Source organism: Micromonospora sp. ATLC20, assembly GCF_057196585.1.
This window is the reverse complement of record NZ_JBXUOV010000005.1, coordinates 24678-51547: the sequence shown is the minus strand read 5'-3', so window position 1 is coordinate 51547 and position 26870 is coordinate 24678. Positions and strand designations below refer to the sequence as shown.

Annotated in this window: 28 protein-coding genes; 20 read left to right on the top strand and 8 right to left on the bottom strand. The window is 71.3% G+C overall.

All coding sequences use genetic code 11. The annotated features are described in order from the left end of the window. Positions 1 to 9: 9 nt before the first annotated feature. From AC2CHG_RS02600 to AC2CHG_RS02565, 8 genes are all read right to left on the bottom strand, one after another. Positions 10 to 999 (bottom strand): ABC transporter ATP-binding protein, encoded by a 990-nt coding sequence (locus tag AC2CHG_RS02600; RefSeq protein ID WP_484524079.1) that lies wholly within the window; start codon positions 997 to 999, stop codon positions 10 to 12. Further along, complete coding sequence (locus tag AC2CHG_RS02595; protein WP_262011948.1) at positions 983 to 1966, bottom strand: ABC transporter ATP-binding protein; 984 nt, start codon at positions 1964 to 1966, stop codon at positions 983 to 985. The genes AC2CHG_RS02600 and AC2CHG_RS02595 overlap by 17 nt, the downstream gene beginning before the upstream one ends. Continuing rightward, entirely contained in the window at positions 1963 to 2799 is an 837-nt protein-coding gene (locus AC2CHG_RS02590; RefSeq protein WP_262011949.1) for an alpha/beta fold hydrolase, read from the bottom strand. Before AC2CHG_RS02590 ends, AC2CHG_RS02595 begins: the two co-directional genes overlap by 4 nt. Beyond that, positions 2796 to 3977 (bottom strand): M24 family metallopeptidase, encoded by a 1182-nt coding sequence (locus AC2CHG_RS02585; RefSeq protein ID WP_484524078.1) that lies wholly within the window; start codon positions 3975 to 3977, stop codon positions 2796 to 2798. The genes AC2CHG_RS02590 and AC2CHG_RS02585 overlap by 4 nt, the downstream gene beginning before the upstream one ends. Positions 3978 to 3979: 2 nt before the next feature. Further along, positions 3980 to 4861, bottom strand: a complete 882-nt coding sequence (locus AC2CHG_RS02580; RefSeq protein ID WP_262011951.1) for an ABC transporter permease — start codon at positions 4859 to 4861, stop codon at positions 3980 to 3982. A 61-nt stretch (positions 4862 to 4922) separates the two neighbouring features. Continuing rightward, positions 4923 to 5876, bottom strand: coding sequence for an ABC transporter permease (locus AC2CHG_RS02575; protein ID WP_194799043.1), 954 nt, complete (start codon positions 5874 to 5876; stop codon positions 4923 to 4925). Between the two features lie 34 nt (positions 5877 to 5910). Beyond that, complete coding sequence (locus tag AC2CHG_RS02570; RefSeq protein WP_262011952.1) at positions 5911 to 7536, bottom strand: ABC transporter substrate-binding protein; 1626 nt, start codon at positions 7534 to 7536, stop codon at positions 5911 to 5913. After that, positions 7533 to 8747 carry a dipeptidase gene (locus AC2CHG_RS02565; RefSeq protein WP_484524077.1) on the bottom strand — a complete coding sequence of 405 codons (1215 nt, stop codon included), beginning with the start codon at positions 8745 to 8747 and terminating at the stop codon, positions 7533 to 7535. Before AC2CHG_RS02565 ends, AC2CHG_RS02570 begins: the two co-directional genes overlap by 4 nt. 366 nt (positions 8748 to 9113) lie before the next feature. Here AC2CHG_RS02565 and AC2CHG_RS02560 point away from each other — a divergent pair, with 366 nt between their 5' ends. From AC2CHG_RS02560 to AC2CHG_RS02465, 20 genes are all read left to right on the top strand, one after another. After that, on the top strand, positions 9114 to 9494 hold the full coding sequence (locus tag AC2CHG_RS02560; protein ID WP_262011955.1) for an ArsR/SmtB family transcription factor: 381 nt from the start codon (positions 9114 to 9116) through the stop codon (positions 9492 to 9494). Then, on the top strand, positions 9448 to 9915 hold the full coding sequence (locus AC2CHG_RS02555; RefSeq protein WP_262011956.1) for an SRPBCC family protein: 468 nt from the start codon (positions 9448 to 9450) through the stop codon (positions 9913 to 9915). The genes AC2CHG_RS02560 and AC2CHG_RS02555 overlap by 47 nt, the downstream gene beginning before the upstream one ends. After that, positions 9908 to 10333: a DUF6069 family protein gene (locus AC2CHG_RS02550; RefSeq protein WP_262011957.1), complete on the top strand. Its 426-nt coding sequence runs from the start codon at positions 9908 to 9910 to the stop codon at positions 10331 to 10333. The genes AC2CHG_RS02555 and AC2CHG_RS02550 overlap by 8 nt, the downstream gene beginning before the upstream one ends. Positions 10334 to 10469: 136 nt before the next feature. Continuing rightward, positions 10470 to 11600 (top strand): ABC transporter permease, encoded by a 1131-nt coding sequence (locus AC2CHG_RS02545; RefSeq protein WP_484524076.1) that lies wholly within the window; start codon positions 10470 to 10472, stop codon positions 11598 to 11600. Then, positions 11597 to 12322 carry an ABC transporter ATP-binding protein gene (locus AC2CHG_RS02540; protein WP_262011959.1) on the top strand — a complete coding sequence of 242 codons (726 nt, stop codon included), beginning with the start codon at positions 11597 to 11599 and terminating at the stop codon, positions 12320 to 12322. Before AC2CHG_RS02545 ends, AC2CHG_RS02540 begins: the two co-directional genes overlap by 4 nt. Before the next feature lie 62 nt (positions 12323 to 12384). Beyond that, positions 12385 to 12969 (top strand): TetR/AcrR family transcriptional regulator, encoded by a 585-nt coding sequence (locus AC2CHG_RS02535; RefSeq protein WP_262011960.1) that lies wholly within the window; start codon positions 12385 to 12387, stop codon positions 12967 to 12969. A gap of 475 nt (positions 12970 to 13444) precedes the next feature. After that, positions 13445 to 15472: an oxidoreductase gene (locus AC2CHG_RS02530; protein ID WP_484524075.1), complete on the top strand. Its 2028-nt coding sequence runs from the start codon at positions 13445 to 13447 to the stop codon at positions 15470 to 15472. 63 nt (positions 15473 to 15535) lie between these two features. After that, positions 15536 to 16612: a class I SAM-dependent methyltransferase gene (locus tag AC2CHG_RS02525; RefSeq protein WP_262011962.1), complete on the top strand. Its 1077-nt coding sequence runs from the start codon at positions 15536 to 15538 to the stop codon at positions 16610 to 16612. Then, positions 16612 to 16923 carry a hypothetical protein gene (locus AC2CHG_RS02520; RefSeq protein WP_194799033.1) on the top strand — a complete coding sequence of 104 codons (312 nt, stop codon included), beginning with the start codon at positions 16612 to 16614 and terminating at the stop codon, positions 16921 to 16923. The genes AC2CHG_RS02525 and AC2CHG_RS02520 overlap by 1 nt, the downstream gene beginning before the upstream one ends. Next, positions 16923 to 17309 carry a nuclear transport factor 2 family protein gene (locus AC2CHG_RS02515; protein WP_013286889.1) on the top strand — a complete coding sequence of 129 codons (387 nt, stop codon included), beginning with the start codon at positions 16923 to 16925 and terminating at the stop codon, positions 17307 to 17309. Before AC2CHG_RS02520 ends, AC2CHG_RS02515 begins: the two co-directional genes overlap by 1 nt. A gap of 99 nt (positions 17310 to 17408) precedes the next feature. Continuing rightward, entirely contained in the window at positions 17409 to 18518 is a 1110-nt protein-coding gene (locus AC2CHG_RS02510) for an ABC transporter substrate-binding protein (protein WP_262011963.1), read from the top strand. Between the two features lie 76 nt (positions 18519 to 18594). Further along, a complete protein-coding gene (locus AC2CHG_RS02505; RefSeq protein ID WP_355509869.1) occupies positions 18595 to 19374 on the top strand; it encodes an ABC transporter ATP-binding protein in 780 nt (259 codons plus the stop codon). A gap of 12 nt (positions 19375 to 19386) precedes the next feature. Further along, a complete protein-coding gene (locus tag AC2CHG_RS02500; RefSeq protein WP_262011965.1) occupies positions 19387 to 20247 on the top strand; it encodes an ABC transporter permease in 861 nt (286 codons plus the stop codon). A 100-nt stretch (positions 20248 to 20347) separates the two neighbouring features. Then, positions 20348 to 21094 carry an SDR family NAD(P)-dependent oxidoreductase gene (locus tag AC2CHG_RS02495; RefSeq protein ID WP_262011966.1) on the top strand — a complete coding sequence of 249 codons (747 nt, stop codon included), beginning with the start codon at positions 20348 to 20350 and terminating at the stop codon, positions 21092 to 21094. A gap of 32 nt (positions 21095 to 21126) precedes the next feature. Continuing rightward, a complete protein-coding gene (locus AC2CHG_RS02490) occupies positions 21127 to 22491 on the top strand; it encodes a M20/M25/M40 family metallo-hydrolase (RefSeq protein ID WP_013476397.1) in 1365 nt (454 codons plus the stop codon). Then, positions 22488 to 23315, top strand: coding sequence for an alpha/beta fold hydrolase (locus AC2CHG_RS02485; protein WP_013286895.1), 828 nt, complete (start codon positions 22488 to 22490; stop codon positions 23313 to 23315). Before AC2CHG_RS02490 ends, AC2CHG_RS02485 begins: the two co-directional genes overlap by 4 nt. Beyond that, positions 23312 to 23776: an Ohr family peroxiredoxin gene (locus AC2CHG_RS02480; protein WP_262011967.1), complete on the top strand. Its 465-nt coding sequence runs from the start codon at positions 23312 to 23314 to the stop codon at positions 23774 to 23776. The genes AC2CHG_RS02485 and AC2CHG_RS02480 overlap by 4 nt, the downstream gene beginning before the upstream one ends. Next, positions 23763 to 24752: an EamA family transporter gene (locus AC2CHG_RS02475; protein ID WP_013286897.1), complete on the top strand. Its 990-nt coding sequence runs from the start codon at positions 23763 to 23765 to the stop codon at positions 24750 to 24752. Before AC2CHG_RS02480 ends, AC2CHG_RS02475 begins: the two co-directional genes overlap by 14 nt. A gap of 45 nt (positions 24753 to 24797) precedes the next feature. Continuing rightward, positions 24798 to 25655, top strand: a complete 858-nt coding sequence (locus AC2CHG_RS02470; protein WP_262011968.1) for an IclR family transcriptional regulator — start codon at positions 24798 to 24800, stop codon at positions 25653 to 25655. Further along, positions 25648 to 26847 (top strand): CaiB/BaiF CoA transferase family protein, encoded by a 1200-nt coding sequence (locus AC2CHG_RS02465; RefSeq protein ID WP_252448003.1) that lies wholly within the window; start codon positions 25648 to 25650, stop codon positions 26845 to 26847. The genes AC2CHG_RS02470 and AC2CHG_RS02465 overlap by 8 nt, the downstream gene beginning before the upstream one ends. The last annotated feature ends 23 nt before the right edge of the window (positions 26848 to 26870 follow it).

The window sequence follows — 26870 nt, the reverse complement described above, 5'->3', positions numbered from 1 at the left end:
CGCCGGCCGTCACGCGGCCAGCGGGAAGTGGCAGGCGACCGGATGCGGCCCGGCGGCCAGCGGCGGCTCGGTACTGGCACAGGTGTCGGTCGCCTGCCAGCAGCGGGTCCGGAAACGGCAGCCGGAGGGTGGGTCGACCGGGCTGGGCGGGTCGCCGGCCAGCAAGATGCGCTGCCGCTGCCGCCGGCCGGCGGGGTCCGGCACCGGCACGGCCGACAGCAGCGCCCGGGTGTACGGGTGCCGGGGCGACTCGTAGAGGTTGGTCTCCGGGCCGGTCTCCACGAGCTTGCCCAGGTACATCACGGCGACCCGGTCGGAGATGTGGCGCACCACGGACAGGTCGTGGGCGATGAAGACGTACGCGACGCCGAGTTCCTCCTGGAGCCGCTCCAGGAGGTTGACCACCTGCGCCTGGACCGACACGTCCAGTGCGGAGACGGGCTCGTCGCAGACGATCACGTCGGGGTTCAGCGCGAGCGCCCGGGCGATGCCGATGCGCTGGCGCTGCCCGCCGGAGAACTGGTGCGGGTAGCGGTCCAGGTGCAGGCCGGGGTCGAGACCGACCAGGTCGAGCAGCTCCTTGATCCGCTCGACCCGGCGCCGGCGGTCCAGCACGTCCGGGTGGATCTCGAACGGCTGGAGCAGGATCTCCCGGATCGTGCGGCGGGGGTTCAGCGAGGTGTACGGGTCCTGGAGCACGATCTGGATCCGCCGGCGCAGGGCCCGCAGCTCCCGCCCCCTGGCCTTGTGCACCACTGACGTGCCGAAGCGCACCTCGCCGGAGGTGGGTTGCTCCAGCCCGACGAGCATGCGGGCCAGCGTGCTCTTGCCGCAGCCGGACTCGCCCACCACGCCGAGCGTCTCGCCCCGGCGCAGGTCGAAGGAGACACCGTCGACGGCTTTGACCACGCCGCCGGAGGCGAACGGGACCCGCCCCTTGAGCGGGAAGTGCTTGACCAGGTTCTCGACCCGCAGCACGACCTCATCGGCGGGTGGCATCGAGCACCTCCTCGTGGTGGTGACAGGCGCTGGCCCGGTCGGCCGGCAGCGCCCGCAGCGGCGGCAGGGCGATCCGGCATTCGTCGGTGACCCGGTGACAACGCAGGTGGAACGGGCAGCCGGCGGGGAGCCGAGCCGGGTTGGGCGGAGCGCCGGGAATCGCGTAGAGCTGCTCGTCGCGCCGGTCCACCCGGGGCATCGAGTTGAGCAGCCCTTCGGTGTAGGGGTGCGCCGGACCGGCGAAGATCTGCTCGACGGTGCCCCGTTCGACGATCCGGCCGGCGTACATCACCGCCACGTCGTCGGCGACCTCGGCGACCACGCCCAGGTCGTGTGTGATCAGCAGCAGGCCCATTCCGCTGTCCCGCTGGATCTCCGCGAGCAACTCCATCACCTGGGCCTGCACGGTCACGTCCAGGGCGGTGGTGGGCTCGTCCGCGATCAGCAGGGCCGGTTCGAGGGCGATCGCCAACGCGATCATGATGCGCTGGCGCATGCCGCCGGAGAACTGGTGCGGGTAGTCCCGGATCCGGTCCTTGGCCGCCGGGATCCGCACCCGGTCGACCAGTTCGACGGCGCGGCGCCGGGCGTCGGCCCGGGACATGCCCCGCCGGACCCGCAGCACCTCCACGATCTGGTGTCCGACGGTGAAGACCGGGTTGAGCGCGGCCATCGCGTCCTGGAAGACCATCCCGATCTCTTCGCCACTGACCCGCTCCCGCTGCTTGCGTGGCAGGGTCAGCAGCTCCCGGCCCCGCAGCTGGACCGAGCCGGCGACCGTCGCCGGCGGGACGTCGAGGATGCCCATCACCGCCTGCGCGGTGACGCTCTTGCCGGAGCCGGACTCACCGAGGATGGCAAGGGTCTGGCCCGACTCGACACGCAGCGACACCCCGTTCACCGCGTTCACCGGGCCGGTCGGGCCCGGGAACGCGACCCGCAGGTCGGCGATCTCCAGCAGGCTCATCGGAGCACTCCGGCCCGGCTGAGGAAGTCCCGCACCACCTGCTGGAACCGCTCTGGCTCCTCCAACTGCGGCGAGTGGCCGGAGGACTCGAAGACCACCAGCTCGCCGTGGGGCACCAGGTCCGCGATGACCTGAGAGGCGGCCACCGGGGTACGCCAGTCGTGCCGGCCCACAGTCACCAGGGTCGGGCACGTGATCGACGGCAGCTTCGGCTTCAGGTCGTAGCGGGGCATGTTCTGCCCGAAGGCGGCGTTGTGGGTGCGGTAGTGGAACCGGGTGGCGGCTAGCCGCGCCTCGTCCTTGGCCGGGTCGTGCCGGTGGTCGTAGAGCGGCAGGATCGCTCGCCAGTACTCGCGCAACTGCTCGTTGCTCTCGAACCGGCCGGTGCCGATCCGGCCGATGACCCACTCCGGGATCACCGAACGGTCGGTGTTGCGGGCCCGCTCCACGGCCAGGTGGTCGTGCGCGGTGTCCGCGGCGGTGTCCCGCAGCACCAGCGCGGAGACCCGGTCCGGGTGGGCGATGGCGTACTCCATGGCGATGAACCCGCCGTACGAACCGCCGGCCATGACGATCGTCTCGTAGCCGAAGTGCGCGCGGATGGCGTCCACGTCGGCCACCCACTGCTCGTGGGTGAACGGTCCGTCGTCGCTGGACTCGCCGGAGCCGCGGGCGTCGAAGACGATGACCCGCATCCGGTCGGCGAACGGGCCGAACGAGCGCTTCGGCTCCTGGCGGGAACCGAGGCCCGGGGCACCGTGGTGCACGATCATGGCCGGGCCGTCGACCGGGCCGAACGCCTCGACGACCAGTTCCGCTCCGTTGATTCTCATCGGATCCCCTCGATGATGTTGGATGCCAGGTCACGCGGGTACCGGGTGAGCCGGCGCGGGCCGTCGTCCTGCACCAGGACCGTGTCGGAGATGCGGTAGCCGGCGTGGCCGGGCACGTAGACGCCGGGCTCGCTGGACAGCAGCATCCCGGGGGCGAGCACGGTGTGGTCCCCGTCGGAGACCCAGGGCGCCTCGTGGTTCTGCAGCCCGATGCCGTGGCCCTGCCGGTGCCGGATGTAGTCGCCCAGGCCCCGGTCCCGCAGGACGTCCAGGCAGATCCGGTTGACCTCGGCGCAGGTACGGCCGGCGACCATCGCCTGGGTGCCCACCTCCTGGGCCTCCCGGTCGGCCTCGTAGTAGCGCACCTGCTCGGCGCTGGGCTCGCCGATGACGAACGTCCGTTCGCTCTCCACGAACCGGCTGGCCACCGCCGCGCCGAGGGAGAGGATCAGGGTGTCGCCCGGCTGGAGCCGCCGACGGGTCGGCAGGCCGTGCGGCAGGGCGGAGTTCGGGCCGGCGTAGACCAGCCCGCCGGCCAGCTTGGTGGTGTAGACGACGAGGTCGTAATCGGCGTACATCCGGTCGGTGCCGTAGCCGATCACGTGCCGGGCGATCTCGTCCTCGCGCGGCAGCGGCCCTCCGGCGGCGAGCGCCTCCTCGATCAGGGCCCGTCCGGCGGCCAGCATCTCGTCGCAGATCCGCGCGGCGGCCTCGTGGAACGGGATCTCCTCGGGGAACTTGCGCAGCCGCAGCTCGGCGACCGCGTCCGTGGTCTCCAGGGTGGCCCCGTCGATGGCCCCGGCCAGCGCCCGGAACGTGCCGACCGCCAGGCCCGCGCCCACGCCGATGCGGCGGACCGGACCGCCCGGGCGGGACAACGCCGAGGCGAGCGTCTCCTCGGCGGTGACCACGCCCGGGTACTCGAAGTAGGTGAGGGTCGGGACCGTCACGCCCTGCTGGGCCGCGTACTCCTCGTCGAGGCGCGGGATCACCAGCAGCGGATCCCCCGCACGCGGCAGCCAGAGATACACCGGACGTTCGGTGGCGATGTAGAAGAATCCGCTGAGGAAGGCGACCTCCGCCGGCGAGGTGGCCAGGAACCCGTCCAGGCCACGTTGTTCGAGCGCCTCGGCGAGCCGGCTTCGGACGCTGTGGTAGAAGCTCTCGGGCAGTCGCATGGTCAGCCTCCGTTGCGACGGGGGTCGCGGGTGTCGTTGAACCGGGTTCCGGCGAGGGTCGCCGCCAGCACCAGGAACAAGATCGCCAGGGACGGGAAGAGCGTCTGCCACCAGGCGATCGCGATCGTGCCGCTGCGCTGGGCGTTGAGCAGGATCCGTCCCCAGGACCAGGCGTCCGGGTCGCCGAGGCCGAGGAAGCTCAGGCCCGCCTCGGAGATCACCGCCCGGGAGGCGGTGAGCAGCACGCTGACCACCATCAGCGAGACGACGGCGGGCAGGATCTCCCGGGTGACGATCCGCCAGCCGGTGGCCCCGAGCACCCGGGCGCCGTCGATGTAGGGCATCGCGCTGATCACCAGGCCCTGCGACCGGATCAGCCGGGCGACCTCGGGCCAGGCGAAGAACCCGATGATCAGGGTCAGCGTCGTGACGCTCGGGCTGACCACCGCCGCCAGCATGATCATCAGCGGCAGGGTGGGCAGCGCCAGCATCACGTCGGTGATCACCGTGGCGACCGCGTCGAACGGCCGGAAGTACGCCGCGGCCAGCCCGATCGCGGTGCCCAGCACGATGGCGAGCAGTGACGCGGCCAGGCCGATCACCATGCTGGTCCGGGTGCCCCAGACCACCTGGGCGAAGATGTCCTGCCCGAGGTCGTCGGTGCCGAACCAGTGCGCCCCGGAGGGGGGTTGCAGCACGTCCGCGCCCGCGCCGGCGGGCTCGTCGGCGATCAGCGGCGCGAAGATCGCCAGCAACGCCATCACGAGCAGCACCAGCACGGACAGCGCCACGACGGGCTGACGCAGGTAGCCGGAGAGGAAGGACCGCTTGGGCGCGGCCGGGGCCGGCGGCAGCGCCTGCTCGGTCAGCACGGGGGCACTCACGGCACCCTCCCTTCGGTGGCGGCGGACGGATCCGGGCGACGTGCCGCGACGCTGCGCGCGTTCACAGCCGGATCCGGGGGTTGAGGACCGCGTAGAGCATGTCGGTCAGGGCGTTGGCGATCACCACGGTGACGGCGAGCATGATGAACGCACCCTGGATCACCGGGTAGTCCTGCTGCCCGACCGCCTCGTAGATCAGCCGGCCGACCCCGGGGTAGGCGAAGACCGTCTCGGTCAGCACCGCACCGCCGACCAGGGTGCCCAGTTGCAGGCCCATCAGGGTCAGTGCCGGCAGGATCGCGTTGCGCAGGCCGTGCTTCCACACCCGGCGCCGGGCCGAGAGACCACGCGCCTGCGCGGCGCGGATGTAGTCCTCGCCGAGGACTTCGATCATGTTGGTACGAAGGGTCAGCGCGTACGGGCCGAGCTGCACCAGGACCAGGGAGAGCACCGGCAGCACCAGGTGGTGGGCCAGGCTCAGGTAGGCCGCCGCGCCCCGGGTGTCCGGGTCGATCGCCCCACCGATCGGGAACCAGCCGAGCTGGGCGCCGAAGAAGACCAGCAGCAGGATCGCGACGCTCGGCACGAACAGCGCGTTCGCGCTGATCCCGAAGCCCTGCAACGCGCGGTCGAGCCACTTGCCGCGGTTGACCGCGGCGGCCACGCCGATCGGGATACCGACGGCGATGGTCAGGACGAACGCGCTGCCGGCCAGCAGCAACGTCCAGGGCAGCCGGTCGAGGATGATGTCGGTGACCGGCTGGATCTGGCGGAACGAGATGCCCAGGTTGCCCTGGACCAGCTCGCGCAGGTACGACACGTACTGCTCCCACAGCGGACGGTCCAGGCCGTACGTCTTGAGCAGTGCCGCCTGCATCTCCGGTGTCATGTCGCCCTCGACCATGAGGGTCGTGGGGTCCCCCGGCAGGAGCCGGAGCAGAAAGAACGTCGAAGTGATCGCAATCCACACGGTCAGGACGGCCTTCAGTGCCCGGCTGAGCACGAAACGCGCCACGGGGGACCCCTCCTCTCCCTCTAGGTTGGGTGGGTTACTTGACCGGGGTGACCTGGGCCAGCGAGTACGCGGTGACCATGCCGAGCAGGTCCGACGGCGACGGGACGAAGCCGGTGAACTTGCTGGCGTTGTAGGCGAACTGGAAGTTCTCCACGTACAGCGGGGTCAGGTACGCCTGCTCGTGCACGACCTTGTCAATGTTCTTGATCTTGGTCTTGAACGCCTCCGCGTCGGTGGTGCCGGCCGCGTCGTTGATCAGCGCGTCCATCTCCGCCGACTCGAGCAGGTTGTAGTTGATGCCACCCGGGTTGCTGGACAGGTAGGTGCTGCGCAGCTGGTCCATCGGGTTGTCGAAGACACCCCACTGCGAGGCGTCGATGTCGTACTCGCCGTTCTTGGTGCGGGTGAGGAAGGTGTTCCGCTCCACGCACTCGTTCTCCAGCTTCACGCCGGCCTTGGCCGCGCTCTCCCGGAACAGCTGCACGACCCGGGTGATGTTGGCGTTGGACTGGTCGCACGCCACGCCGAACGTCAGCTCGTCGAAGAAGCCGTCGTTGTTGGCGTCCTTGTAGCCGGCCGCGCTGAGCTTGGCCTTCGCGCCCGCCGGGTCGAACGGGTACGGCTGCAGCTCGGTGTTGTCGTACTCGGAGAAGATCGGCGAGATCGGGCCGGCCATCTGCTGGCCGTCGCCCTGCAGCACGGCCGAGATGATCGCCTTGGTGTCGACCGCCATCGACAGCGCCTGCCGGACGTCCTGGTCGGCGAGGTACTTGTTCTTCATGTTGTAGGTCAGGTGCGCGAAGCCGAGGGCGCCGACCTTCTTCAGCTTGATCTTGTCGTCGTTCTCGAAGGTCTTCGCCGCCGAGACCGGCACCGGGGTGCCCATCATGTCGATGTCACCGTTGCGCAGCGCCAGCATCATGGTGTTCACGTCCGGGTAGACCCGGTACTCGACCTGGCTCACCGCGGCCTTGCCACCCGGCGCGAGCGGGTAGTGCTCGTTGCGCTTCATGACGTAGCGCTGGCCCTTGGTGATGCTGTCCAGGACGAACGGCCCGGCGCCGACCCAGTTGGAGTCGTTGGCGAACTTGGACAGGTCACCGGCCGGCTCGAAGATGTGCTTCGGCACGACCGACATCCAGAAGCCGACGCCCTCGGCGAACGGCGCGTACGGCTGGGAGAGCTTGAACTTGACGGTGGTGGCGTCCGGCGCCTCGACCGACTCGACCCAGGTCAGCTTCGCCGCGACGTTGCCGAGCTTGTACTTCATGATCGACTCGGCGGAGAACTTCACGTCCTCGGCGACCACCGGCTTGCCGTCGGTCCACTTGAAGTCGTCGCGCAGCACGAAGACGGCGGTCTTGCCGTCGTCCTCGTAGCGGTACTCCTTGGCCAGCTCCGGCGACTTCTTCGCGTTCTCGTCGATCCGCAGCAGGTGCGGGTACATCGCGTTGAGGATCCACGAGTCCGTCTTGCTCAGCGACTGGAGCGGGTTGAAGTTGCTCACGTCGGTGGTGGTGCCGATCCGCAGCACCGAGTCCGACGACGAACCACTGGAGGAGGACGTCTCCTCGTTCAGGCCGCAGCCGGAGACACCGAGCGTGGCCGCCACGCCGAGCGCGACAGCGAGCCGCCACCGACCCTTGACTGTCTTGTTCACCAAACCTCCTGAAGAACCCGGATGATGTTGCCGCCGATGACCTTGGCGATCTCCTCGTCGGAGTAACCGTGCGTGACCAACCACCCGACGATGTTGCTGAAGCACTCCGCCGGGTTCTCCATGCCACTCACGTACGGAACCCGAGGGTGGTCCACCACGCCGTGGGCCTTTCCGATCGCCAGGTGCTGGGTAAAGCTGTCGTGCAGTCCGACGTGGTCACCGAAGTTGGTGTCCGGGCCGAACGCGACGTGGTCGATGCCGACCAACTCCACGCAGTAGGTGAAGTGGTCCATCACCGACTCGATCGAGTGGTGCGGGTGGTCGTCCGAGAGGGTGGTGTGCGGAGCGGCCTCGATGCCGATCACGCCACCCCGCTCGGCGCAGGCCCGGATCACCTCGTCCGGCTTCATCCGGGGGGTGTTCCAGACCGAGCGGGCACCGGCGTGGGTGATGAACACCGGCACCCGGCTGGCCTCGATCACGTCCAGCGACGTCTGGTCGCCGGAGTGCGAGATGTCGATGGCGATGCCGAGCTTGTTCATCCGGTCCACCGCACGTCGGCCGAAGTGCGTCAGCCCGCCGTCGCGGTCCTCGGAGAGGCCGGAACCGAGCATGTTCGCCTGGCTGTACGCGATGCCCATCTGGCGTACGCCGAAGCCGTAGAGGATGTCGATCCGGTCCAGCTCGTTCTCGATCATCGTGGCTGCTTCCAGGCCGGCCACCAGGGCGATCTGCCCGTTGCGCTTGGCCTCGAAGATCTGTTCGAGCGTGGTCGCCACCACCACGTGGTCCTGCTTGGCGACGTCGGCGAAGCGCAGGCCGATGTCGTAGATGACGTCGTCCCACTTCCAGGCGTGCTCGCTGGTCACGCAGCCGGTGCCGTTCATGAAGTTGTCGAAGACCGCGGTCATGCCGGAGCGGGCCAGGCCCTCGAACCCGAAGGCGTTACGGCCGGTCCGGTTGTAGTCGCGCAACTGCGTCACGTCGGCCGGCAGGATCTTCGGGTGTTCGTGGAGCGAGATGGCCATGTGCTCACGCAGCAGCCGGGAGACCCGGGCTCGCTGCTCGTCGCTCAGGCCGAGGTCGTGTTCCGGCACCCGGCCGATCTGCGGCGCGAGCTCGAAGACCTTGTAGTCCACATGCGGCACCAGGTAGTCGAAGGACCGGTATCCGGCGTAGCGGGGGGCGGGTTCCTGCACTGGTCTGCTCACCTCGTCAGCTAGAGGCATGAGGATCGAGGTCTGACCTCATGCCTCGTGGAACGTACCGAGCGCGACCGCGTCGCAGGAATACCTCGTGACCTTTCCGTTACCCGAATCGGGGAACATTCCCGCAGGCCGGGACAGGTGCAGGCGCGCAGTGCCGCACAACTGAGCCAGACCGGACCGAACGCCCGAGGCCGTCGCGCCGAACGGGTGAGCGCCTGCAATCCACCCCGCCGCCACCACAATTCCTCCAGGTGGTCAGACCACTGGGCAATGGGTGGCACCCAGCGGCCCCGCAGTCGAGGTGCTTCCGCCACGCCCACCTCCGGCAAGACGTTGAACCGATCGGTTCAGTGTCGTACGGTGAACCTCGTGGTTCAGCAAGAGACGCTCGACCGGGTGTTCGCCAGCCTGGCCGACCCGACCCGGCGCGACATCCTGATCCGGCTCGGCGCCGGCCCGGCCACCATCAGCGAGCTCACCGAGCCCACCGGGATGACCCTCACCGGCATGCGCAAGCACGTCCGCGCGCTGGAGGACGCGGGCCTCGTGGTGACGCGCAAGGTCGGCCGGTCCCGGCAGTGCCGGCTCAGCGAGGCACCGCTGGACTCGGCGATGGCCTGGATCGCCTTCTACCGACGGCTCTGGGCCCGTCGCCTCGACGGCCTCGACGCCTACCTCACACTCACCACGGAGGACCGCGACCATGACGCTCCACATGCGAGTGACACGACACCTTCCGGGCACCCCTGACGAGGCGTTCGACGCCTACACCGACGCCGGCAAACAGAAGATCTGGTTCGGCATCCTCGACGAGGAGCCCGGCATCGTGGAGATCGACGTCGACCTGCGGGTCGGTGGGAGGCAGACCGCGGTCTGGGGCCCCTCCCCCGACATGCTGTTCCGCGAGACGCAGACGTTCCTGGAGATCGACCGCCCGCACCGGCTGGTGACCGAGTCGACGGGCACCGGCCCGGACGGCACGACCATGACCACGCGCATCGAAGTCACCTTCGAGGCGCGCGACGGCGGCACGCTGATGACTGTGGTGCAGAGCGGCTTCCCCACCCCGCAGCTGCGCGACTTCTTCGTCGGCGAGGTCTGGACGGGGGCGTTCGCCCGCATCGAGGCGTACCTGACCCGAGAGCACGCAGAGGAGACATCCCGTGGCTGACCTGCCCCGCACCGCCGTCGTCGCCCTCGCCACCGCCGTCGCGGTGGTCGTCAACCTGATCGTGTACGCGATCGGCCGGGCGGCCGGCGGCAGCTTCCTGTTCACCGCCGACGACCGGCGGGTCGAGGTCGACGCGGTGACCGTCGCGGGCTTCAGCGCACTGCCGCTGGCGCTCGGCCTCACCGCCGTCGCCGTGCTGGCGCCCCGGTTCGCCTGGGTGGTCCGGGCGGCGCTGATCGTCGGCCCGGCGCTCGCGGTGCTCACGATCGCCACCATGACGCTGCCCGCCGACCTGGACGCCACCAGCAAGATCACGCTGGCCGCGTGTCACCTCACGCTCGCGCCGATCATCGTGGTCGCGGTGACCGTCCTCGGACGGCGCGCGCGCCGCGCCACCGCGGGCCCGGTAACCGCCTGACGCCGGGCGCGGCAGGCCGCGCATCGCCGGTCCCGTCACGGAGTGTGGCCGGCTAGACAACCACCACCACCATCTTGCCGACACCGTGTTGCTAACATGGCGACATGGTGTCGACAAGATTGAGAGGTGGCGGCTGATGTTCCTGGCCATTCGCGAGCTGGGGTTCGCGCGGCTGCGGTTCGCCCTGATGGGGGCCGTGATCGCGCTGATCTCGGTGCTGATGGTGATGTTGTCCGGCCTGTCCGTCGGGCTGGTCCGTGACGGCGTCTCCGGCCTGCAGAACCTGCCGGTCACCTCGTTCGCCTTCGCCCACGGCGTGCAGCACGACTCGGCGTTCTCGCGCAGCGTGGTGGACGCCTCGGCGGTGGACACCTGGCGCGACCAGCCGGGCGTGGCCGAGGCGACCCCGTTCGGCAACACGCTCATCAACGGGCGTACCGACGGGGGCACCGAGGTCGACCTGGCGCTGTTCGGCGTCGAGACCGGATCGTTCCTGTCGCCCGCCGTCAGCGAGGGCGACCGGCTCGGCCCGGCGGACGGGATCGTGGTGAGCCCCACCGCTATCGACGCGGGCCTGCGGGTCGGCGACACGGTGACGGTGGACCGGCTGGGCACGCGGCTGCGCGTCGTCGGCGTCACCGAGCAGCAGGACACGTTCGGCCACGTCGACGTGGCGTACGTGCCGCTGGCGACGTGGCAGGAGGTCAAGTCCGGCACCCCGGCCGGCGCACAGGTGCCGGCCCAGGCCGCCCAGGAGATCACCGCCGTCGCGGTCCGCGCGGCCGACGGCGCCTCGGTGGACCTGGCCGCCGGTGACAAGGCGGCGGGCACGGAGAGCCTGACGCTCGACGAGTCGTACGGCGCCTCGCCCGGCTACACCGCCGAGACCACCACGCTCCAGCTGATCCAGGGCTTCCTCTACGCGATCTCGGCGCTCGTGGCCGGCGCGTTCTTCGCGGTCTGGGCGATCCAGCGCAAGCAGGAGGTCGCCGTGCTGCGGGCACTTGGTGCCTCGACCGGCTGGGTGCTGCGCGACGCGCTCACCCAGGCACTCATCCTGCTGGCAGTCGCCATCGCGGTCGGCATGGGGATCGGCCTCGGTCTCGGCGCGCTGATCTCGGGCGGCAACGTCCCGTTCGCGCTGCACCCGCAGAGCATCGCCGCCGCCGCGGCCGGCCTGCTCGTGCTCGGCCTGGTCGGCGCGGCAGCCGCCGTCGTCCGCCTCACCTCCATCGACCCGGCGACCGCCCTGGGAGGCAACCGATGAGCAGCCGGCCCACAGCGTCCCCCTCGACGGCGGGCACCGCCCCGGCCGACCTCGGCCTGGTCATGCGCGGCGTCCACCTGCGGCACGGCGACGGCGCGGAGACCGTGCACGCGCTCGACGACGTGGATCTGACCGTCGCGCCGGGTGAGCTGGCCGCGATCGTCGGGCCGTCCGGCGCGGGCAAGTCCAGCCTGCTCGCCGTGGCCGGCGGGCTGGCCCGCCCCGACGAGGGCACCGTCACCGTGGCCGGGCACGACATGACCGTGTCCAGCCGCCGGGCGCGCACCGAGCTGCGCCGCCGGCACGTGGGGTTCGTGTTCCAGTCGGGCAACCTGCTGCCCGCGCTGACCGCCGCCGACCAGCTGCGCCTGCCGCTGCGGCTGGGCGGGCGACGGGAGCGGACCGGACGCGACCCGCTGGAGATGCTCGCGCACGTCGGCCTGGCCGGTAAGGCCGACCGGCGGCCGCACCAGCTCTCCGGCGGCGAGCGCCAGCGCGTCGGCATCGCCCGGGCGCTGATGACCGAGCCGTCGGTGCTGCTGGTGGACGAGCCGACGGCGGCGCTGGACCGGGCCCGCAGCCACGACATCGTGCAGCTGCTCGCCCAGGAGGCGCGGGAGCGCTCGGTGGCCGTCGTGATGGTCACTCACGATCACGACGTGCTGCAATACTGTGACACCATCTACGAGATGATCGACGGCAAGCTCGCCACGAGCAGCTGACCGCGACGAGCAGGGAGCGACGCGGACCGGACACGGGCGGCGGGAGACACGGGGAGGTCGCGGTGCCGAAGATCCAAGCCTCGACCGTCGCGGAACACCGGGCCGCGCAGCGGGCGGCGTTGCTCGACGCCGCCCGCACCCTGCTCTCCGAGCACCCGGAGCAGATCCCGAGCCTGGCCGACGTGGCCCGGCACGCCGGGCTGGCCCGGTCCAGCGCGTACTCGTATTTCAAGTCCCGCACCGACATGTTCGACGTGCTGGTCGCCGACACGTTCCCCCGGTGGTCGGCCTTCGTCGAGAAGCGGATGGCCGAGGCCCGCACGCCGGGGGCGAGGATCCTGGCGTACGTCGAGGCCAACCTGCAGCTGGTCGCGCGGGGCGACCACGCGCTGGCCCGGGCGCTGGCGTCGGCGGGCAACAGCGAGGTGCTGGCGACCTCCAGCCGGCTGCTGCACGACAGCCTCGAGGCGCCGTTGCGCGCCGCGCTCACCGAGCACGGGGCGAGCGACCCGGACCGGATGGCGGAACTCGTCCAGTCGGTCGTCTACGCCCTGAGCCGCATGATCGAGAACGGTCTCGACCTTCCGGCGGCCACCAGCCTCGCCCGCGAGTTGCTCACGCCGTACCTGCGTCCGGACGCCGGCTGACCGCCCCCCTCCGGGACGGCCGGCGACCGCGCCTCCACCACATCCGCTGACGGACGACGGCCCGGGTCGTCGCGACGGCCGCACCCACCGGTGCGGCCGGGCGCAGGCCCGGGCCGTCCCGTGTCCGGAGCCGCGCCGGGAGGCGTGCCGGCGTTCCCGGCGGAGGGCCGCCGACGCGGCCGGGTGCGGCCGTCCGAACGATCGGCACGGGCCGCCGACCGGCGAGCGGCGGCCGGCACCGTCGTCCGATCAGGAGGAACCGAACGATCGACCGCCGCATCGACGGTCATCGTCGGTCAGCGTTCCGCCTAGTGGAACAGCAGCTCAGGGGTGGTGCGGCGAACTAAGTTACTGCTCAGTAGCCCGTTGACGGCATGTGAACCCGGCCCTACCGTTCCACTCAATCGAACGGCGTACGGTTCATCCGAACGCTCTCGGCCTCGCCGAGTGCGGCCCGAAACAGGAAGTCCGAGGCATGCTCGACGACAAGCTTCTCGCTCTTCTCTCCCCCACCCGGCTCGGTCGTCTCACATTGCGGAACCGGGTCTTCGTCCCCGGCCACACCACCAACTTCGGACTGAACAATGTGCCCACCGCCCGCCACGTCGCCTACCACGCGGAGCGGGCGCGCGGCGGCGCCGGCCTGATCATCACCGAGGCCATCCGCGTGCACCCCACGAGCGCGGGCCGCAGCATCAGCCTCGGCAGCTTCGACGACTCGTCGATCCCGGCGTACGCGGCGGTGACCGAGGCCGTGCACGAGCACGGGGCCCGCATGTTCGCCCAGATCATGCACGCCGGACGGCAGGCCAACGGCGGCGCGACGCGTACCGCCGCCTGGTCCTCGTCGCCGGTGCCGTGGGCGGCCGGCTCGCACGTGCCGCACGCGATGGGACGCCGGGACATCGCCGTCGTCGTCGAGGCGTTCGCCGCCGCCGCGCGGCGCATGCGCGAGGCCGGCTTCGACGGCCTGGAGGTGCACGCCGGCCACGGCCACCTGCTCCAGCAGTTCCTCTCGCCGCACACGAACACCCGCGACGACGCGTACGGCGGCAGCCTCGACAACCGGATGCGCCTGACCCGCGAGGTGCTCACGGCGGTTCTCGCCGCCGCACCCGAGCTGCCCGTCGGGCTGCGGGTCAGCGCCGACGAGTTCCTGCCCGGCGGCCTCGACCCGGCCGCCGTGCTGGAGATCGTCGGGAAGCTGCGCGCCGAGTTCCCCCTCGCCTACGTGCACGTCAGCCACTCCGCCTACCACGGCAGCTTCTCGCTCGCGACGCAGATGGCGGACATGAGCTTCGGCCACGCCCCGTTCCGGCACCACGCGGCGCTGTTCAAGCGGGAGTTCCCGGACCTGCCGGTGCTCGCGGTGTGCCGGCTGGACAGCCTGCCGGAGGCGGCCGAACTCGTCGCCGCCGGTGAGGCCGACCTGGTCGGCCTGGCCCGCCCGCACATCGCCGACCCGCACCTGGTCCGCAAGGCCGAGCAGGGCCGCCAGCACGAGGTACGCGCCTGCCTGGCCTGCAACCAGGGCTGCATCGGCCGGCTGGAGAGCAGCCTGCCCATCTCCTGCGTGGTGAACCCCGAGGTCGGCGCCGAGCGGGAGTGGGCCGACGCCTGGCCGGAACTGCCCGGACCGTCCGGCGCGCGGGACGTCCTGGTCGTCGGCGGCGGTCCGGCCGGCTTGGAGGCAGCCCTCTCCGCGCACCGGGCCGGGCACCGGGTGACAGTGGTCGAGGCACGCGACCGGCTCGGCGGGCAGGTCGAGGTGGCCGCGCGCGTACCCGGCCGGGAGCGGCTCGGCCTGCTCACCCGCGACCTGGCCCGCGACGTGGCGGCCGCCGGCATCCCGGTCCGGCTCGGCCACCGCGCCGGCGTCGAGGACGTGCTGTCCGGCGGCTACCAGGACGTCGTCCTCGCCACCGGCTCCCGGCCCGCCCGCCGCGACCTGCCCGGCGGCCCGCCGGTGATCGACATCTGGCAGGCCGTCGACCACCTGGCCGACCCCGGCTACCGGCCGGCCGGCACCGTCGTCGTGCTCGACGACGAGGGCACCTGGTCGGCGGCGTCGGTGGCGGAGGCGTTCGCCCGGCGGGGCGCCCGCGTCCACCTCGTCTCCCCCACCGCCACGGTGAGCGCCAAGATCACCACGTACTCGCGGCTCGCGCTGCTCAAGCGCTTCGCGGACCTGGGGATCGCGGTCCACCCGATGCGGACCGCCCGCGCCGCGGGCGCCACCACGGTGGCCCTCGGCGGCCCGCTCGCCGGCGGCGACACGCTCGTCGAGGACGTCACCACGGTCGTCGACGGCGGTTCGGCGCAGGCCGCGGACGAGTTGTACCGGCAGCTCGACGCGCTGCCCGACGGCCCCCGCATCCACGTCGTCGGCGACGCGAACGCCCCCCGCACCGCCTTCGAGGCCGTCTACGAGGGACGGATGGCCGGCGCGTTCCTCGGCGCCTTCGACACCGCGTCCGCCCAGCGCGTGCGGTACGCCCACTGACCCGTCCACCCCGGTCGCGGTGCACCGCGGACCGGACCTCCCCCACCTGTAGAGGAGACAAGCATGCTGGACATCGAGGAGCGCCTCACCCTGGATGAGCGTTCCGCCGTGGACTTCGTCCTCGGCCTGCGCAAGCGCTGGGCGGACACCGTCTACCCGGCGCTGCGCGAGGAGTACGGCGCCACCGGGGCGTCCGCCGCCACCGTCGCCGACGCCGGCCAGGTGCTGCGTGGTCTTCCGCTCTACCCGTGGTTCAGCCACCTGGAGCGGGTGCAGCAGAAGATGCTCTGGAAGGTCGCCGGCGACGCGGTGCTCAGCCGCCGTGAGGAGCTGACCGACCAGCTCACCTCGCTGCCCGAGCAGCCGAAGGGCTCGCTGGAGCTGAACCCCGACCTGGAACTGCCCGACTGGTACACCGACTACGACATCCACATCCAGCCCGGCAGCTTCTTCTCCGACGACATGTCGGCCTACGTGTACGAGTTCGGCGCGCGCATCGTCATGCTGCGCGACAACGACGGCTACAAGTTCCACACGCTGTTCGCCAAGACCGCGCTGCCCGAACTGCCGGCGGCGACCCGGATCGTCGACATCGGGTGCGGTTTCGGCAAGAGCACCCGCCCGCTGCCGGCCAAGTACCCGACCGCGCAGGTGATCGGCGTGGACCTGGCCGCGCCGGGTCTGCGCCTGGCCCACGCCGAGGCCGAGGCGACCGGACTCGCGATCGACTACCGGCAGGCCGACGGCCGGGCCACCGGCATCGAGCCGGACAGCTGCGACGTGGTCACCGGCACGATGGTGCTGCACGAGATGCCGGCCGCCGCGATCCGGGAGACGATCCTGGAGGCCGCGCGCCTGCTCAAGCCGGGCGGCTCGCTGCGCTTCCTGGAGTTCATGCTCACCGGCGACCCGCTGCGCGACGCCACCGTCTACGAGCACGCCGAGCGCAACAACGAGCCGTTCTTCCACGACCTGTTCGGCTCCGACCTGATCGAGGTCTGCACCGAGGCCGGTCTGACCGACGTGTCGTGGACCCCGTTCGACGAGCGCCGCAACGGCGTCCAGCCGCAGGGCTGGGGCGACCGTCCCGAGTGGCACTTCCCCTGGGCCGTACTGGCCGCGACCAAGCCGGAGGCGTGATGAGCAACGAGTTCGACTACTTCGGAGACCCCAAGGTCGGCAAGCTGCTCGACCTGGTGCTGCAGCTGTCCACGGAGCTGCACGTGACCCGCCAGCGAGTACGCGTCGTCGAGGCGCTGCTGACCCGCTCCGGCGCGCTCACCGCGGGCGCCGTCGACGAGTTCGTCTCCACCGAGGAGGAGCAGCAGGTCCTCGACCGGGAGCGGGACGCGCTGCTGGCCCGCCTGATGCGCATCCTCACCGAGCACGGCCCCGCGGAGCACCCGCTGCGGGACCAGTGGGAGGCGGCGCTGAGCGAGAAGACCGGCTGATGAGCACACCGGACGCGCCCGGTCTGATCGACAGCTACCTGCAGCTGTGCGAGGACCGCGAACTCGACGAAGCGGGGCGCTTTCTCGCGGAGCGGGCGCGGTTGGTCTTCCCGGGCGGCCGGGAGTACTCGTCGCTGCGGGAGATGGCGGCCGCGTCGACCGGAACCTACCGGTGGGTGCGCAAGCACCGGGACCGCTACCTGGTGGGCGAGGCCGACGGGCGGGTCACTGTGACCTCGCTCGGGCGGCTGTACGGGGAATGGCTCGACGGCACTCCGTTCGAGGACATCCGCTACGCGGACGTCTTCGTGCTCGACGGCGGACTGATCGTCGAGCAGCACGTCTACAACGATCTGGCACTCGTCGCGCAGCAGCGCGACGCCTGACGGACAACGGTCGCGCGGCAGCGCGACAGCTGATTCCCCCACCTCCGCCGCTCCGGCGGCGGAGGTGGTCTCCCCCGACTCATGACGAGGTGTGTGCATATGAAACGAAAGTGGGCCCTGCTCCCGGCGGCGTTGGCCACCGCGCTGGTCCTGGCCGCGTGCGGCGGCGGCTCCGACGACGAGGCCGGCGGCGAGGGCAAGGAGGCGAAGCTGACCATGGCCATCGCCTCCGCCGTGATCGGCCCGAAGGAGGAGGTGGCCGTCTACGCGGTCGCCAAGGAACTCGGCTACTTCGCCGAGGAGAAGCTGACCGTCGAGACGATCAACGCCGACGGCTCGGTCGCCGCCCTCCAGGCGGTCGCGTCCGGCAGCGGCGACATCACCCCCGCCGACGCCGGCTCGGCGCTCGGCGCGGTGGAGAAGAACGTGCCGATCAAGGCTGTCGGCGGCCTGGTGCAGAACTGGCCGTGGGTGATGGCGGTCAAGCCGAACTCCCCGATCACCGGCGGCGCGGACCTGCGCGGCAAGAAGATCGGCGTGATCAGCCTGGCCTCCGGCTCGGCCCCGTACGCCCGCGCCTACGTCAAGGCCGCCGGCCTGGACCCGGCCGAGGACGTCGAGCTGCTGCCGGTGGGCGTCGGCGCGCAGGCCGCCGCCGCGCTCAACGACGGCAAGGTCGACATGCTGGCGCTCTACACCCAGGCGTACGCGGTCATCGAGAACGCCGGCACCGAGCTGAAGTACCTGACCAACCCGGACGTGTTCTCCGGCATCCGGTCGCTCACCTTCAGCGTCGGCGCCCGTGACTTCGACGCCAAGAAGGACTCCTACGAGCGGTTCCTGCGCGCGGCGTACAAGGCGATGCTCTTCTCGGCCAAGAACCCCGAGGCCGCCATGAAGATCGGCTACAAGGTGTTCCCGCAGATCCTCGCCGGCAAGTCCGCCGACGAGCGCCTCAAGGCGGACACCGAGAGCCTGACCGCCTGGCTGAAGACGGCCACCCCGGCCAGCGGCGACCCGGAGCAGTTCGGCGACTGGGGCGCGATCAGCGACGAGGAGTGGGCGAAGACCCAGGCGTACACCAAGGAGGCCGGGCAGATCACCGGCGAGGTCGACCTCAAGAAGCTGTGGGACCCGAGCCTGCTCTCCGGCGCCAACAACTTCGACAAGGCCGCGGTGCTGAGCAAGGCCGCGAACTACACCGCCTAGGCAGCGGACAGCGGAAGGGATTTCGATGGCCATCAAGGCGACGGCCCGCCGGGCGCAGACGCAGGCTCCGGCATCGGTGTCGGAAGACTCCTGGATCGAGATCGACGGGCTGGACAAGGAGTACCGGCCCCGGAAGTCGGCACCGACCCAGGCGTTGAGCGACATCAACCTGACGGTACGTCGCGGCGAGTTCATCTCGGTCGTGGGACCGTCCGGGTGCGGCAAGACCACTTTGCTGAAGATCCTCGCCGGGCTCAGCCCGAAGTCCGGCGGCGCGGTACGGATCGCCGGGCGGGACGTGACGAAGCCCCTTCCCGAGGTCGGGATGGTGTTCCAGGCACCGACGCTGCTGCCGTGGCGCACCATCTTCGACAACGTGATGGTGCCGGCGGAGATCCAGCGACTGGATCCCCGCCGGCACCGGGAACGCGCCCAGCAACTGCTCGACATGGTCGGTCTCAACGGCTTCGAGCAGAAGTACCCGCACGAGCTCAGCGGCGGCATGCAGCAGCGGGCCGGCATCTGCCGGGCGCTGGTGCACGACCCGGCGGTACTGCTGATGGACGAGCCGTTCGGCGCGCTCGACGCGATGACGCGCGAGTACATGAACGTGGAGCTGCTGCGCATCTGGCAGGAGAGCAACCAGACGATCGTGCTGGTCACGCACTCCATCCCGGAGGCGGTCTTCCTCTCCGACCGGGTGGTCGTGCTCAGCCCCCGGCCGGGCCGGATCGCGGAGGTCATGGACATCGACCTGGAGCGGCCGCGTGACCTCGGCGTCATGTCGTCCGACCGGGCCGGGGTCTACGTGGAGCGGATCCGCCGACACTTCAACGCCGCCGGCGTTATCGACTGACGAGGGACAGCCATGGCAACAAGCAACCTGGTCCGCGAGCCGGCCCAGCCACCGGCGCCGTCCGCCCGGCCCACCAAGCCCGCCCGGCGCAAGTTCGACCTCCGCGAGAAGCCCCAGCTCTGGCTGGTCCCGACGGTCTTCGTCGTGGTCGTGCTGGCCTGGGAGTACGGCGTCCAGCTCATCGGCGTCGACGAGTACGTCCTGCCGCTGCCGTCGAGCGTGGTCGAGTCGCTGTGGCAGCAGCTCGGCGACGACCAGTTCTGGGGTCACTTCTGGGTGACCACCCAGGAGGCGCTGCTCGGGTTCGTGATCGGTGTCGGGGCCGCGCTGGTCCTCGGCACGTTCATCTCCCAGATCAAGATCGTCGAAGCCACCCTGATGCCGTACATCGTGGCCTTCCAGACCGTGCCGAAGGTCGCCCTGGCCCCGCTGTTCGTGGTCTGGTTCGGTTTCGGCCTGACCAGCAAGGTGGTCATGGCCGCGGTGATCTCGTTCTTCCCGATGCTGGTGAACGTCATCGAGGGCCTGCGGGCGGCCGACGCCGACAAGATCCAGATGCTGACGGTGTTCGGCGCGAGCAAGACCCAGATCTTCCGGATGGTCCGGCTGCCCAGTGCGCTGCCGTTCATCTTCGCCGGCCTGGACATCGGCATCGTCTTCGCCATCCTCGGCGCGGTCGTCGGCGAGTTCATCGGCGCCAAGGAGGGCCTGGGCTACCTGCTGCTGCAGACCAACTACAACTTCGACATCGCCGGCATGTTCGCCGTCCTGGTGGTGCTGTCGGTGATGGGTCTGGTGGCGCACTTCGTGATCCGGCTGCTGCAGAAGCGGCTGGCCTTCTGGGCCGAGGACACGAAGGTGATCGGCGCGTGACGGCAGCTGACGGGACCGCCGTCACGCGTGCGGAGCACCGGCCGGGCGTGGTTCACGCCCGCCCGGCCGGTGGCCGAACGGGAAAGGCAGGACACGAGACATGAACACCGATCCGAACCGGTTCGACGGGCGGGTGGCACTGGTCACCGGCGCGGCCCGCGGCATCGGCGCCCGCATCGCCGCGACCCTCGCACAGCGCGGCGCGACGGTGGCGCAGGCCGACCTGCTCGACGACTGGGCGGAGGCCGAGCTGACCGGCGGCGCCCACACCCGGCACCGGGTGGACGTCCGGTCGGCCGCCTCCTGCGCCGGCCTGGTGGCCGAGGTCGTGGACGCCCACGGGCGCCTCGACCTGCTCGTCAACAACGCCGGGATCGTCCGGCGCGGGCCCGCCGCGACGATGTCCGAGGAGGACTTCACCACCGTCCTGGACGTCAACCTGACCGGCACGTTCCGGATGAGCCAGGCCGCGTACCCGGCGCTGCGGCAGACCCGCGGCGCGGTGGTGAACATCGGCTCCACGAACGGGCACGTCGCGGTGCTGAACACGCTCGGATACTGCGTCAGCAAGGCCGGCGTGATGCACATGGCACGCGTGCTGGCGCTGGAGTGGGCACCGGACCGGATCCGGGTCAACGCCGTCGGACCCACGATCGTGCCCACCGACATGACCGCCGACGTCCGCGGCGACGACGCGTACCTGGCCGACAAGATGGCCTCCATCCCGCTGGGCCGGATGGCGCTGCCGCAGGACGTCGCGAACGCGGTCGCCTACCTGCTCAGTGACGCCGCCGCCATGACCACCGGGCAGACGATCTTCGTCGACGGCGGCGTCACCATCCACTGACTTTCCCCCCGACCCCTTCTGTGAGGACCACCATGCCCAAACCGGATACCGCAGCCGCTCTCGCGGCCGTCGACGCGCACTTCGACGAGTTCGTCGAGGAGCTCCAGCAGCTGTGCCGCATCCGCAGCCGCCGCCAGGAGCCGGAGCAGATGGAGGCCACCGCCGAGTTCATCGCCGGGTCGGTCCGCCGCTGGGGCGGCGAAGCCGAGATCATCCCGTGGGAGCAGTCGTACCCGTACGTGCTGGCCGAGGTGCCGGGCGAGGGTGACAAGGCGCTGCTGCACTTCACCCACTACGACGTGGAGGTCGAGCCGGCCGGTGACGACGCCGACTGGATCAGCCCGCCGTACGCGGCGGAGATCCACGACGGCCGGCTGTACGCCCGGGGCGTGGCCGACGACAAGGGCGTCGTCATGTCCCGCATCCACGCGGCGGCGGCCTGGAAGCTGGCCGGGCTGACCCCGCCGGTGACCAACCGGATCATCTTCGAGGGCAAGAAGTGGCTGCACAGCCCGGGTCTGGGCTCGTTCGTCGAGGCGCACGCCGACCGGCTCGCCAGCGACGCCGCGCTGTGGGAGAACTCCTGGCTCGACGGCGAGGACCGGCTGCTGCTCAAGCTCGCCGAGAAGGGCGTGCTCTACCTGCGGCTCACCGCACAGACCCTGCCGCGCGACCTGACCAGCCAGAACACCGCGCTGCTGCCGGCTGCCACGGCCCGGCTGGCCGCCGCCCTGGCGCAGTTGCAGCGGCCCGACGGCACCGTGACGATCCCCGGTTTCGCCGACGACGCCCGGCCGCCGACGGACGAGGAGCGGGCGCTGCTGGAGAAGGTGGCGTTCGACGGGGACTTCCTGCGCAAGCGGGCCCAGGTCGACCGGTTCACCGGTGACCTGGACGACCAGGGCGCCGCGGTCGCCATCCGTACCGTGCCGACGCTCACCGTCGCCGGTTTCGCCGGCGGCGACATGCGCGACGACGTGACGCTCGGCATCCCGTCCACCGCCTCGGCGAAGCTGGAGATCCGGCTGGTGCCGGGCCAGGACCCGGACCGCGTGCTCGGCTGCATCCGCGACCACCTGGCCGCGACCGGCTTCGGTGACCTGCGCATCGAGGTGATGGCGACCAGCCGGCCCAACCTCACCGACCACCGCGACCCGTTCGTCGCGCTGGTCGCCGACGCGGCCCGCCGGGTGTACGGGACCGAACCGGTGATCGAGCCGTACACGCAGTGGATCGGCAACCAGGGCGTGATCGCCGACCGGCCGATCGTCGGCGTCGGCGTGTCCCGCGCCGACTCCGGTGTGGACGGCCCGAACGAGAACATCCGGCTGGACGACTACAAGGCCGGCATCAAGCACGTCATCGAGGTCATGGCGGCGCTGGCGGTGGCCGAGTGACCCGGGCCCGCGGCGTGGCCCGCCGCGCCTACGTCGACGTGCCGTGGGGTCAGGTGCACTACCGGCACGGCGGCGACGCCGACGCCCCGGTGCTGCTGATCCTGCACCAGTCCCCGCTCTCCTCGGCCACCTACGACGCGGTGATCGAGCCGCTGGCCCGCCGCGGCCTGCGGGTGATCGCCCCGGACACGCCGGGGTTCGGCATGTCCGACGCGCCGCCGCGCCCGTGGTCGATCCCGGAGTACGCGGCCGGGGTGTGGCAGTTCGCCGACGCCCTCGGGCTGTCCCGGGTGCACCTGCTCGGGCAGCACACCGGCGCGATCGTCGGCGCGGAGGCGCTGATGTCGGCGCCGGAGCGGGTGCACCGGCTGATCCTGCAGGGCATCCCGCTCTACGACGAGCAGGAGCGGGCGGAGAAGAAGCGGTCGTACGCGCCCGGCTACGTGCCGGCCCGCGACGGCGGGCACCTGAAGGTCATCTGGGACCGGGTGTACGGCCTGTACCCGCGCCTGACCCCGGAGGAGGCGGACCGCCAGGTCACCGAGTACCTGCTGACCGGACCGGACTACGCCACCGCGTACCGGGCGGTGTTCGACCACCACGTCGACACCGCCGCCCTGGACGCGCTACCCATCGTGCTGCTGCACGGCGCCGACGACCTGCTGGACCGGATGACGCCGCAGGTGCGGGCCGCGCTGCCCGGCGCCGAGCTGGTCACCATCCCCGGCGGCACCGACTTCGTGGCCGACGAGCAGCCGGAGGCGTTCGCCGACGCGGTCGCCGCGCGGGTGCACGCCGACCTCGGACGGGAGGTGGCGGCATGAGCGTCGGCACCCCGGCCGCCGAGGCGAAGGTCGTACCGGCGAACACGCTCTACACCGCCGCCGTCGAGGTCTCCGGCGGCCGCGGCGGCAGCGCCCGGTCGCTGACCGGTTCGCTGCGGGTCGACCTGACCCGTCCCGCCCAGCGGGGTCCGGACGCGCCCGGCACCGACCCGGAGGAGCTGTTCGCGGCCGGCTACGCGGCCTGCTTCGACAGCGCGCTCGCGGTCGCCGCCCGGCAGGCCGGCGTCAAGCCCGGCCCGACGACGGTGACCGCCTCGGTCTCCCTCGGGCAGACCGAGGACGGCCGGTACGCGATCGCCGTGGTGCTGGACGTGTCCGCGCCGCAGTGCCCGCAGGCCGACCTGGAACGCGCGGTGGAGCTGGCCGACCGGATGTGTCCCTACTCGAACGCCCTGCGGGGCAACACCGCGGTGGCGATCCGGGTCGATGGCCACCGCTGACCTGACCCGGCCCGCTGCGGTCCGCCACCCGGCGGATCCGCAGCGGCCCGCCGGCCCGATGGCCCTGGCCGTCGGGCTCGGCGCGGTCTACCTGATCTGGGGCTCGACCTACCTGGGCAACCGGGTGGCCCTGGACAGCATCCCGCCGCTGGTCGCCACGTCGGCCCGGTTCCTGGCCGCCGCGCTGCTGCTGTTCGCGGTGGCGGCGCTGCGCCGGGGACCGGCCGGGCTGCTGCTGCCCCGGCGGCAGTGGGGCGGGGTGGGCGCCAGCGGGCTGCTGATGGTCGGTGCGGGCAGCGCGCTGCTCGCCCTGGGCCAGCAGTACGTGCCTACCGGGCTGACGTCGCTGGTGGTGGCCGGCATGCCGCTGTGGGTGCTGGTGCTGCGGCTGGCGGTCGGTCCGCGGCCGTCGGCGCTCGCGGCGGTGGGCGTACTGGGCGGGGTGGCCGGGCTGGCGCTGCTGTTCTCGGTGCCGACGAAGGGATGGCACCTCGGCGGGATGCTGCTGCTGGTGGTCTCCACGATGGTGTGGGCGCTGGGCTCGACGCTGTCGCAGCGGCTGCACATGCCGGCCGACCACCTGGTCGGCACCGGCTGGCAGATGCTCGTCGGCGGCGTCGCGGTGGCGGTGGCGAGCGTGGTCAGCGGTGAGCTGGGACGGTTCGACCCGGCCGGCGTGACCGGCCGGTCCTGGCTGGCGTGGACCTACCTGATGCTGGTGTGCACAGTGGTCGGCTTCAGCGTCTACACGTGGTTGCTGCGCAACGCGCCGATCCAGCTCGCGTCCACCTACGCGTACGTCAACCCGGTGGTGGCGGTCCTGCTCGGCATGATGGTGCTGGATGAATCGTTGTCCGGACGACAGGTGCTCGCCGGTGCCGTGGTGCTCGCCTCGGTGGCGCTCGTCATCGCGCGGGAGCGACCCCGGCAGGCCGACGGCCTGCCACCCGGGAAGACCCCCGTCGCGCCCGCCTGACGCCCGACGACCCCACGCACGTACGTCGACAGTGGAGGAAGAGAGATGATCACGACAACGGTCGTCGAGAGCAGTGCCGGCCGGACCCGCTCCGGTCTGGGCCGCGCCCTCGACATCGTCAACATCATCGCCGAACGGGCACCGGAGACCCTCGGCGTGTCGACGATCGCGCGGGAACTGGGCCTGCCGAAGGCGGTCGCGCACCGGATCCTCAAGGAGCTGGTGGCCGACAACTTCCTCACCTTCAACGAGGAGACCAAGCGGTACCGCCTCGGCACCGGCGCGCTGGCGGTGGGCCTGGCCGCGCTGCGCGCCCTGGACGTGCCGGACATCGCGCGCCGGTACCTGGTCCGGCTGGTCCGCGACAGCGGCGAGACCGCCACGCTGTCGGTGCGGCAGGGCTGGTCGCGCGTCTACATCGACCAGGTGCTCTCGCCGCACGAGGTCCGGATGTCGGTGTCCCTGGGCACCAGCCACGCGCTGCACTCCGGGTCGTCGTCGAAGGCGATCCTGGCGGCGCTGCCGGACGCCGAGGTCGACGACTACCTCGGCCACCACCCGCTCGACGCGGTCACCCCGGCCACCATCACCTCCACCGCCAAGCTGCGGGCCGACCTGGCCCGGATCCGGCGTCAGGGGTACGCGGTGAGCATGGGCGAACGGCAGAACGGCGCGGGGAGCGTGGCCGCGCCGGTGCGGTACGCGACCGGGCAGGTGTTCGGCTCGATCTCGCTGTGCGGGCCGCAGAACCGGTTCACCCCGGAGGTGTGCGCCGCGCACGGTGCGCTGGTCGCCGCGGCGGCGGCGGAGATCTCCGCCGAACTGGGTTTCCGGCCGCCGGCGCAGCGCGTCGCCGGCCGGACGGGTCAGGAACAGAACTGGGGAGGTGGAACAGGTGAGTGACGGACCGCTGACGGGCCTGCGGGTGCTTGACGTCTCGACGATCCTCGCCGGGCCGCTGTGCTGTCAGATCCTCGGCGACTACGGCGCCGACGTGATCAAGATCGAGCACCCGACCATGGGTGACAGCATGCGCGGCCACGGCAAGGCCAAGGACGGTCATCCCCTGTGGTGGAAGGAGATCTCCCGCAACAAGCGGCTGGTCGGGCTGAACCTGTCCGCGCCGGAGGGCGCGGCGCTGCTGCTGCGGCTGGCCGAGCGGGCCGACGTGCTGGTGGAGAACTTCCGGCCGGGCACGCTGGAGCGCTGGGGTGTCGGCCCGGAGGAACTGCACCGGGTCAACCCCGGTCTGGTGATCGCCCGGATCACCGGCTTCGGGCAGACCGGCCCGTACGCCTCCCGCGCCGGGTTCGGCACGCTGGCCGAGGCGATGAGCGGCTTCGCCCACCTGACCGGCACGGCCGACGGCCCGCCGACGCTGCCCGCGTTCGGGCTGGCCGACAGCATCTGCGGCATCGCCACCTCGTCGGCGGTGATGATGGCGCTGTGGCACCGGGAGCGCTCCGGCGGCCGGGGCCAGGTCGTCGACATGAGCCTGCTGGAGCCGATCATGACCGCTGTCGGTCCCGGCCCCACCGTCTACGACCAGCTCGGCGTGGTGGAGCAGCGGCAGGGCAACCGCTCGACGAACAACGCGCCGCGCAACACGTACCAGACCAAGGACGGGTCGTGGGTGGCGATCTCCACCAGCGCCCAGGCCATCGCCGAGCGGGTGCTGCGGCTGGTGGGCCACCCCGAGGTGATCGACGAGCCGTGGTTCCGTACCGGCGTCGGGCGGGTGGCGCACGCGGACCTGCTCGACGAGTACGTGGGCTCGTGGATCGCCGAGCGCACCCGCGACGAGGTGGCCGCGGCGTTCGCCGAGGCCGGCGCCGCCGTCGCACCGGTCTACAGCGCCAAGGACATCGTCGAGGACCCGCACGTGCAGGCCACCGAGATGATCACCACGGTCGACGATCCCGACCTCGGCCCGATGCGGATGCACAACGTCATGTGGCGGATGTCGGAGACGCCGGGCCGGATCCGGTTCACCGGACGCTCCCCCGGCGCCGACACCGACGCCCTGCTCGTCGAGGAACTCGGCTGCGACCCGGCCGAGATCGCCGACCTGAAAGCCCGTGGCGTCGTCGCCTGACGACGCCGACAGCCGAAACGCGA

Coding starts and splice junctions, on each gene's coding strand:
- AC2CHG_RS02600 (WP_484524079.1), bottom strand. CDS start 999: ATGCCACCCGCCGATGAGGTCGTGCTGCGGGTCGAGAACCTGGTCAAG.
- AC2CHG_RS02585 (WP_484524078.1), bottom strand. CDS start 3,977: ATGCGACTGCCCGAGAGCTTCTACCACAGCGTCCGAAGCCGGCTCGCC.
- AC2CHG_RS02480 (WP_262011967.1), top strand. CDS start 23,312: ATGAGCGTCGGCACCCCGGCCGCCGAGGCGAAGGTCGTACCGGCGAAC.
- AC2CHG_RS02470 (WP_262011968.1), top strand. CDS start 24,798: ATGATCACGACAACGGTCGTCGAGAGCAGTGCCGGCCGGACCCGCTCC.
- AC2CHG_RS02520 (WP_194799033.1), top strand. CDS start 16,612: ATGAGCAACGAGTTCGACTACTTCGGAGACCCCAAGGTCGGCAAGCTG.
- AC2CHG_RS02540 (WP_262011959.1), top strand. CDS start 11,597: ATGAGCAGCCGGCCCACAGCGTCCCCCTCGACGGCGGGCACCGCCCCG.
- AC2CHG_RS02500 (WP_262011965.1), top strand. CDS start 19,387: ATGGCAACAAGCAACCTGGTCCGCGAGCCGGCCCAGCCACCGGCGCCG.
- AC2CHG_RS02525 (WP_262011962.1), top strand. CDS start 15,536: ATGCTGGACATCGAGGAGCGCCTCACCCTGGATGAGCGTTCCGCCGTG.
- AC2CHG_RS02495 (WP_262011966.1), top strand. CDS start 20,348: ATGAACACCGATCCGAACCGGTTCGACGGGCGGGTGGCACTGGTCACC.
- AC2CHG_RS02555 (WP_262011956.1), top strand. CDS start 9,448: ATGACGCTCCACATGCGAGTGACACGACACCTTCCGGGCACCCCTGAC.
- AC2CHG_RS02515 (WP_013286889.1), top strand. CDS start 16,923: ATGAGCACACCGGACGCGCCCGGTCTGATCGACAGCTACCTGCAGCTG.
- AC2CHG_RS02475 (WP_013286897.1), top strand. CDS start 23,763: ATGGCCACCGCTGACCTGACCCGGCCCGCTGCGGTCCGCCACCCGGCG.
- AC2CHG_RS02530 (WP_484524075.1), top strand. CDS start 13,445: ATGCTCGACGACAAGCTTCTCGCTCTTCTCTCCCCCACCCGGCTCGGT.
- AC2CHG_RS02510 (WP_262011963.1), top strand. CDS start 17,409: ATGAAACGAAAGTGGGCCCTGCTCCCGGCGGCGTTGGCCACCGCGCTG.
- AC2CHG_RS02590 (WP_262011949.1), bottom strand. CDS start 2,799: ATGAGAATCAACGGAGCGGAACTGGTCGTCGAGGCGTTCGGCCCGGTC.
- AC2CHG_RS02545 (WP_484524076.1), top strand. CDS start 10,470: ATGTTCCTGGCCATTCGCGAGCTGGGGTTCGCGCGGCTGCGGTTCGCC.
- AC2CHG_RS02490 (WP_013476397.1), top strand. CDS start 21,127: ATGCCCAAACCGGATACCGCAGCCGCTCTCGCGGCCGTCGACGCGCAC.
- AC2CHG_RS02595 (WP_262011948.1), bottom strand. CDS start 1,966: ATGAGCCTGCTGGAGATCGCCGACCTGCGGGTCGCGTTCCCGGGCCCG.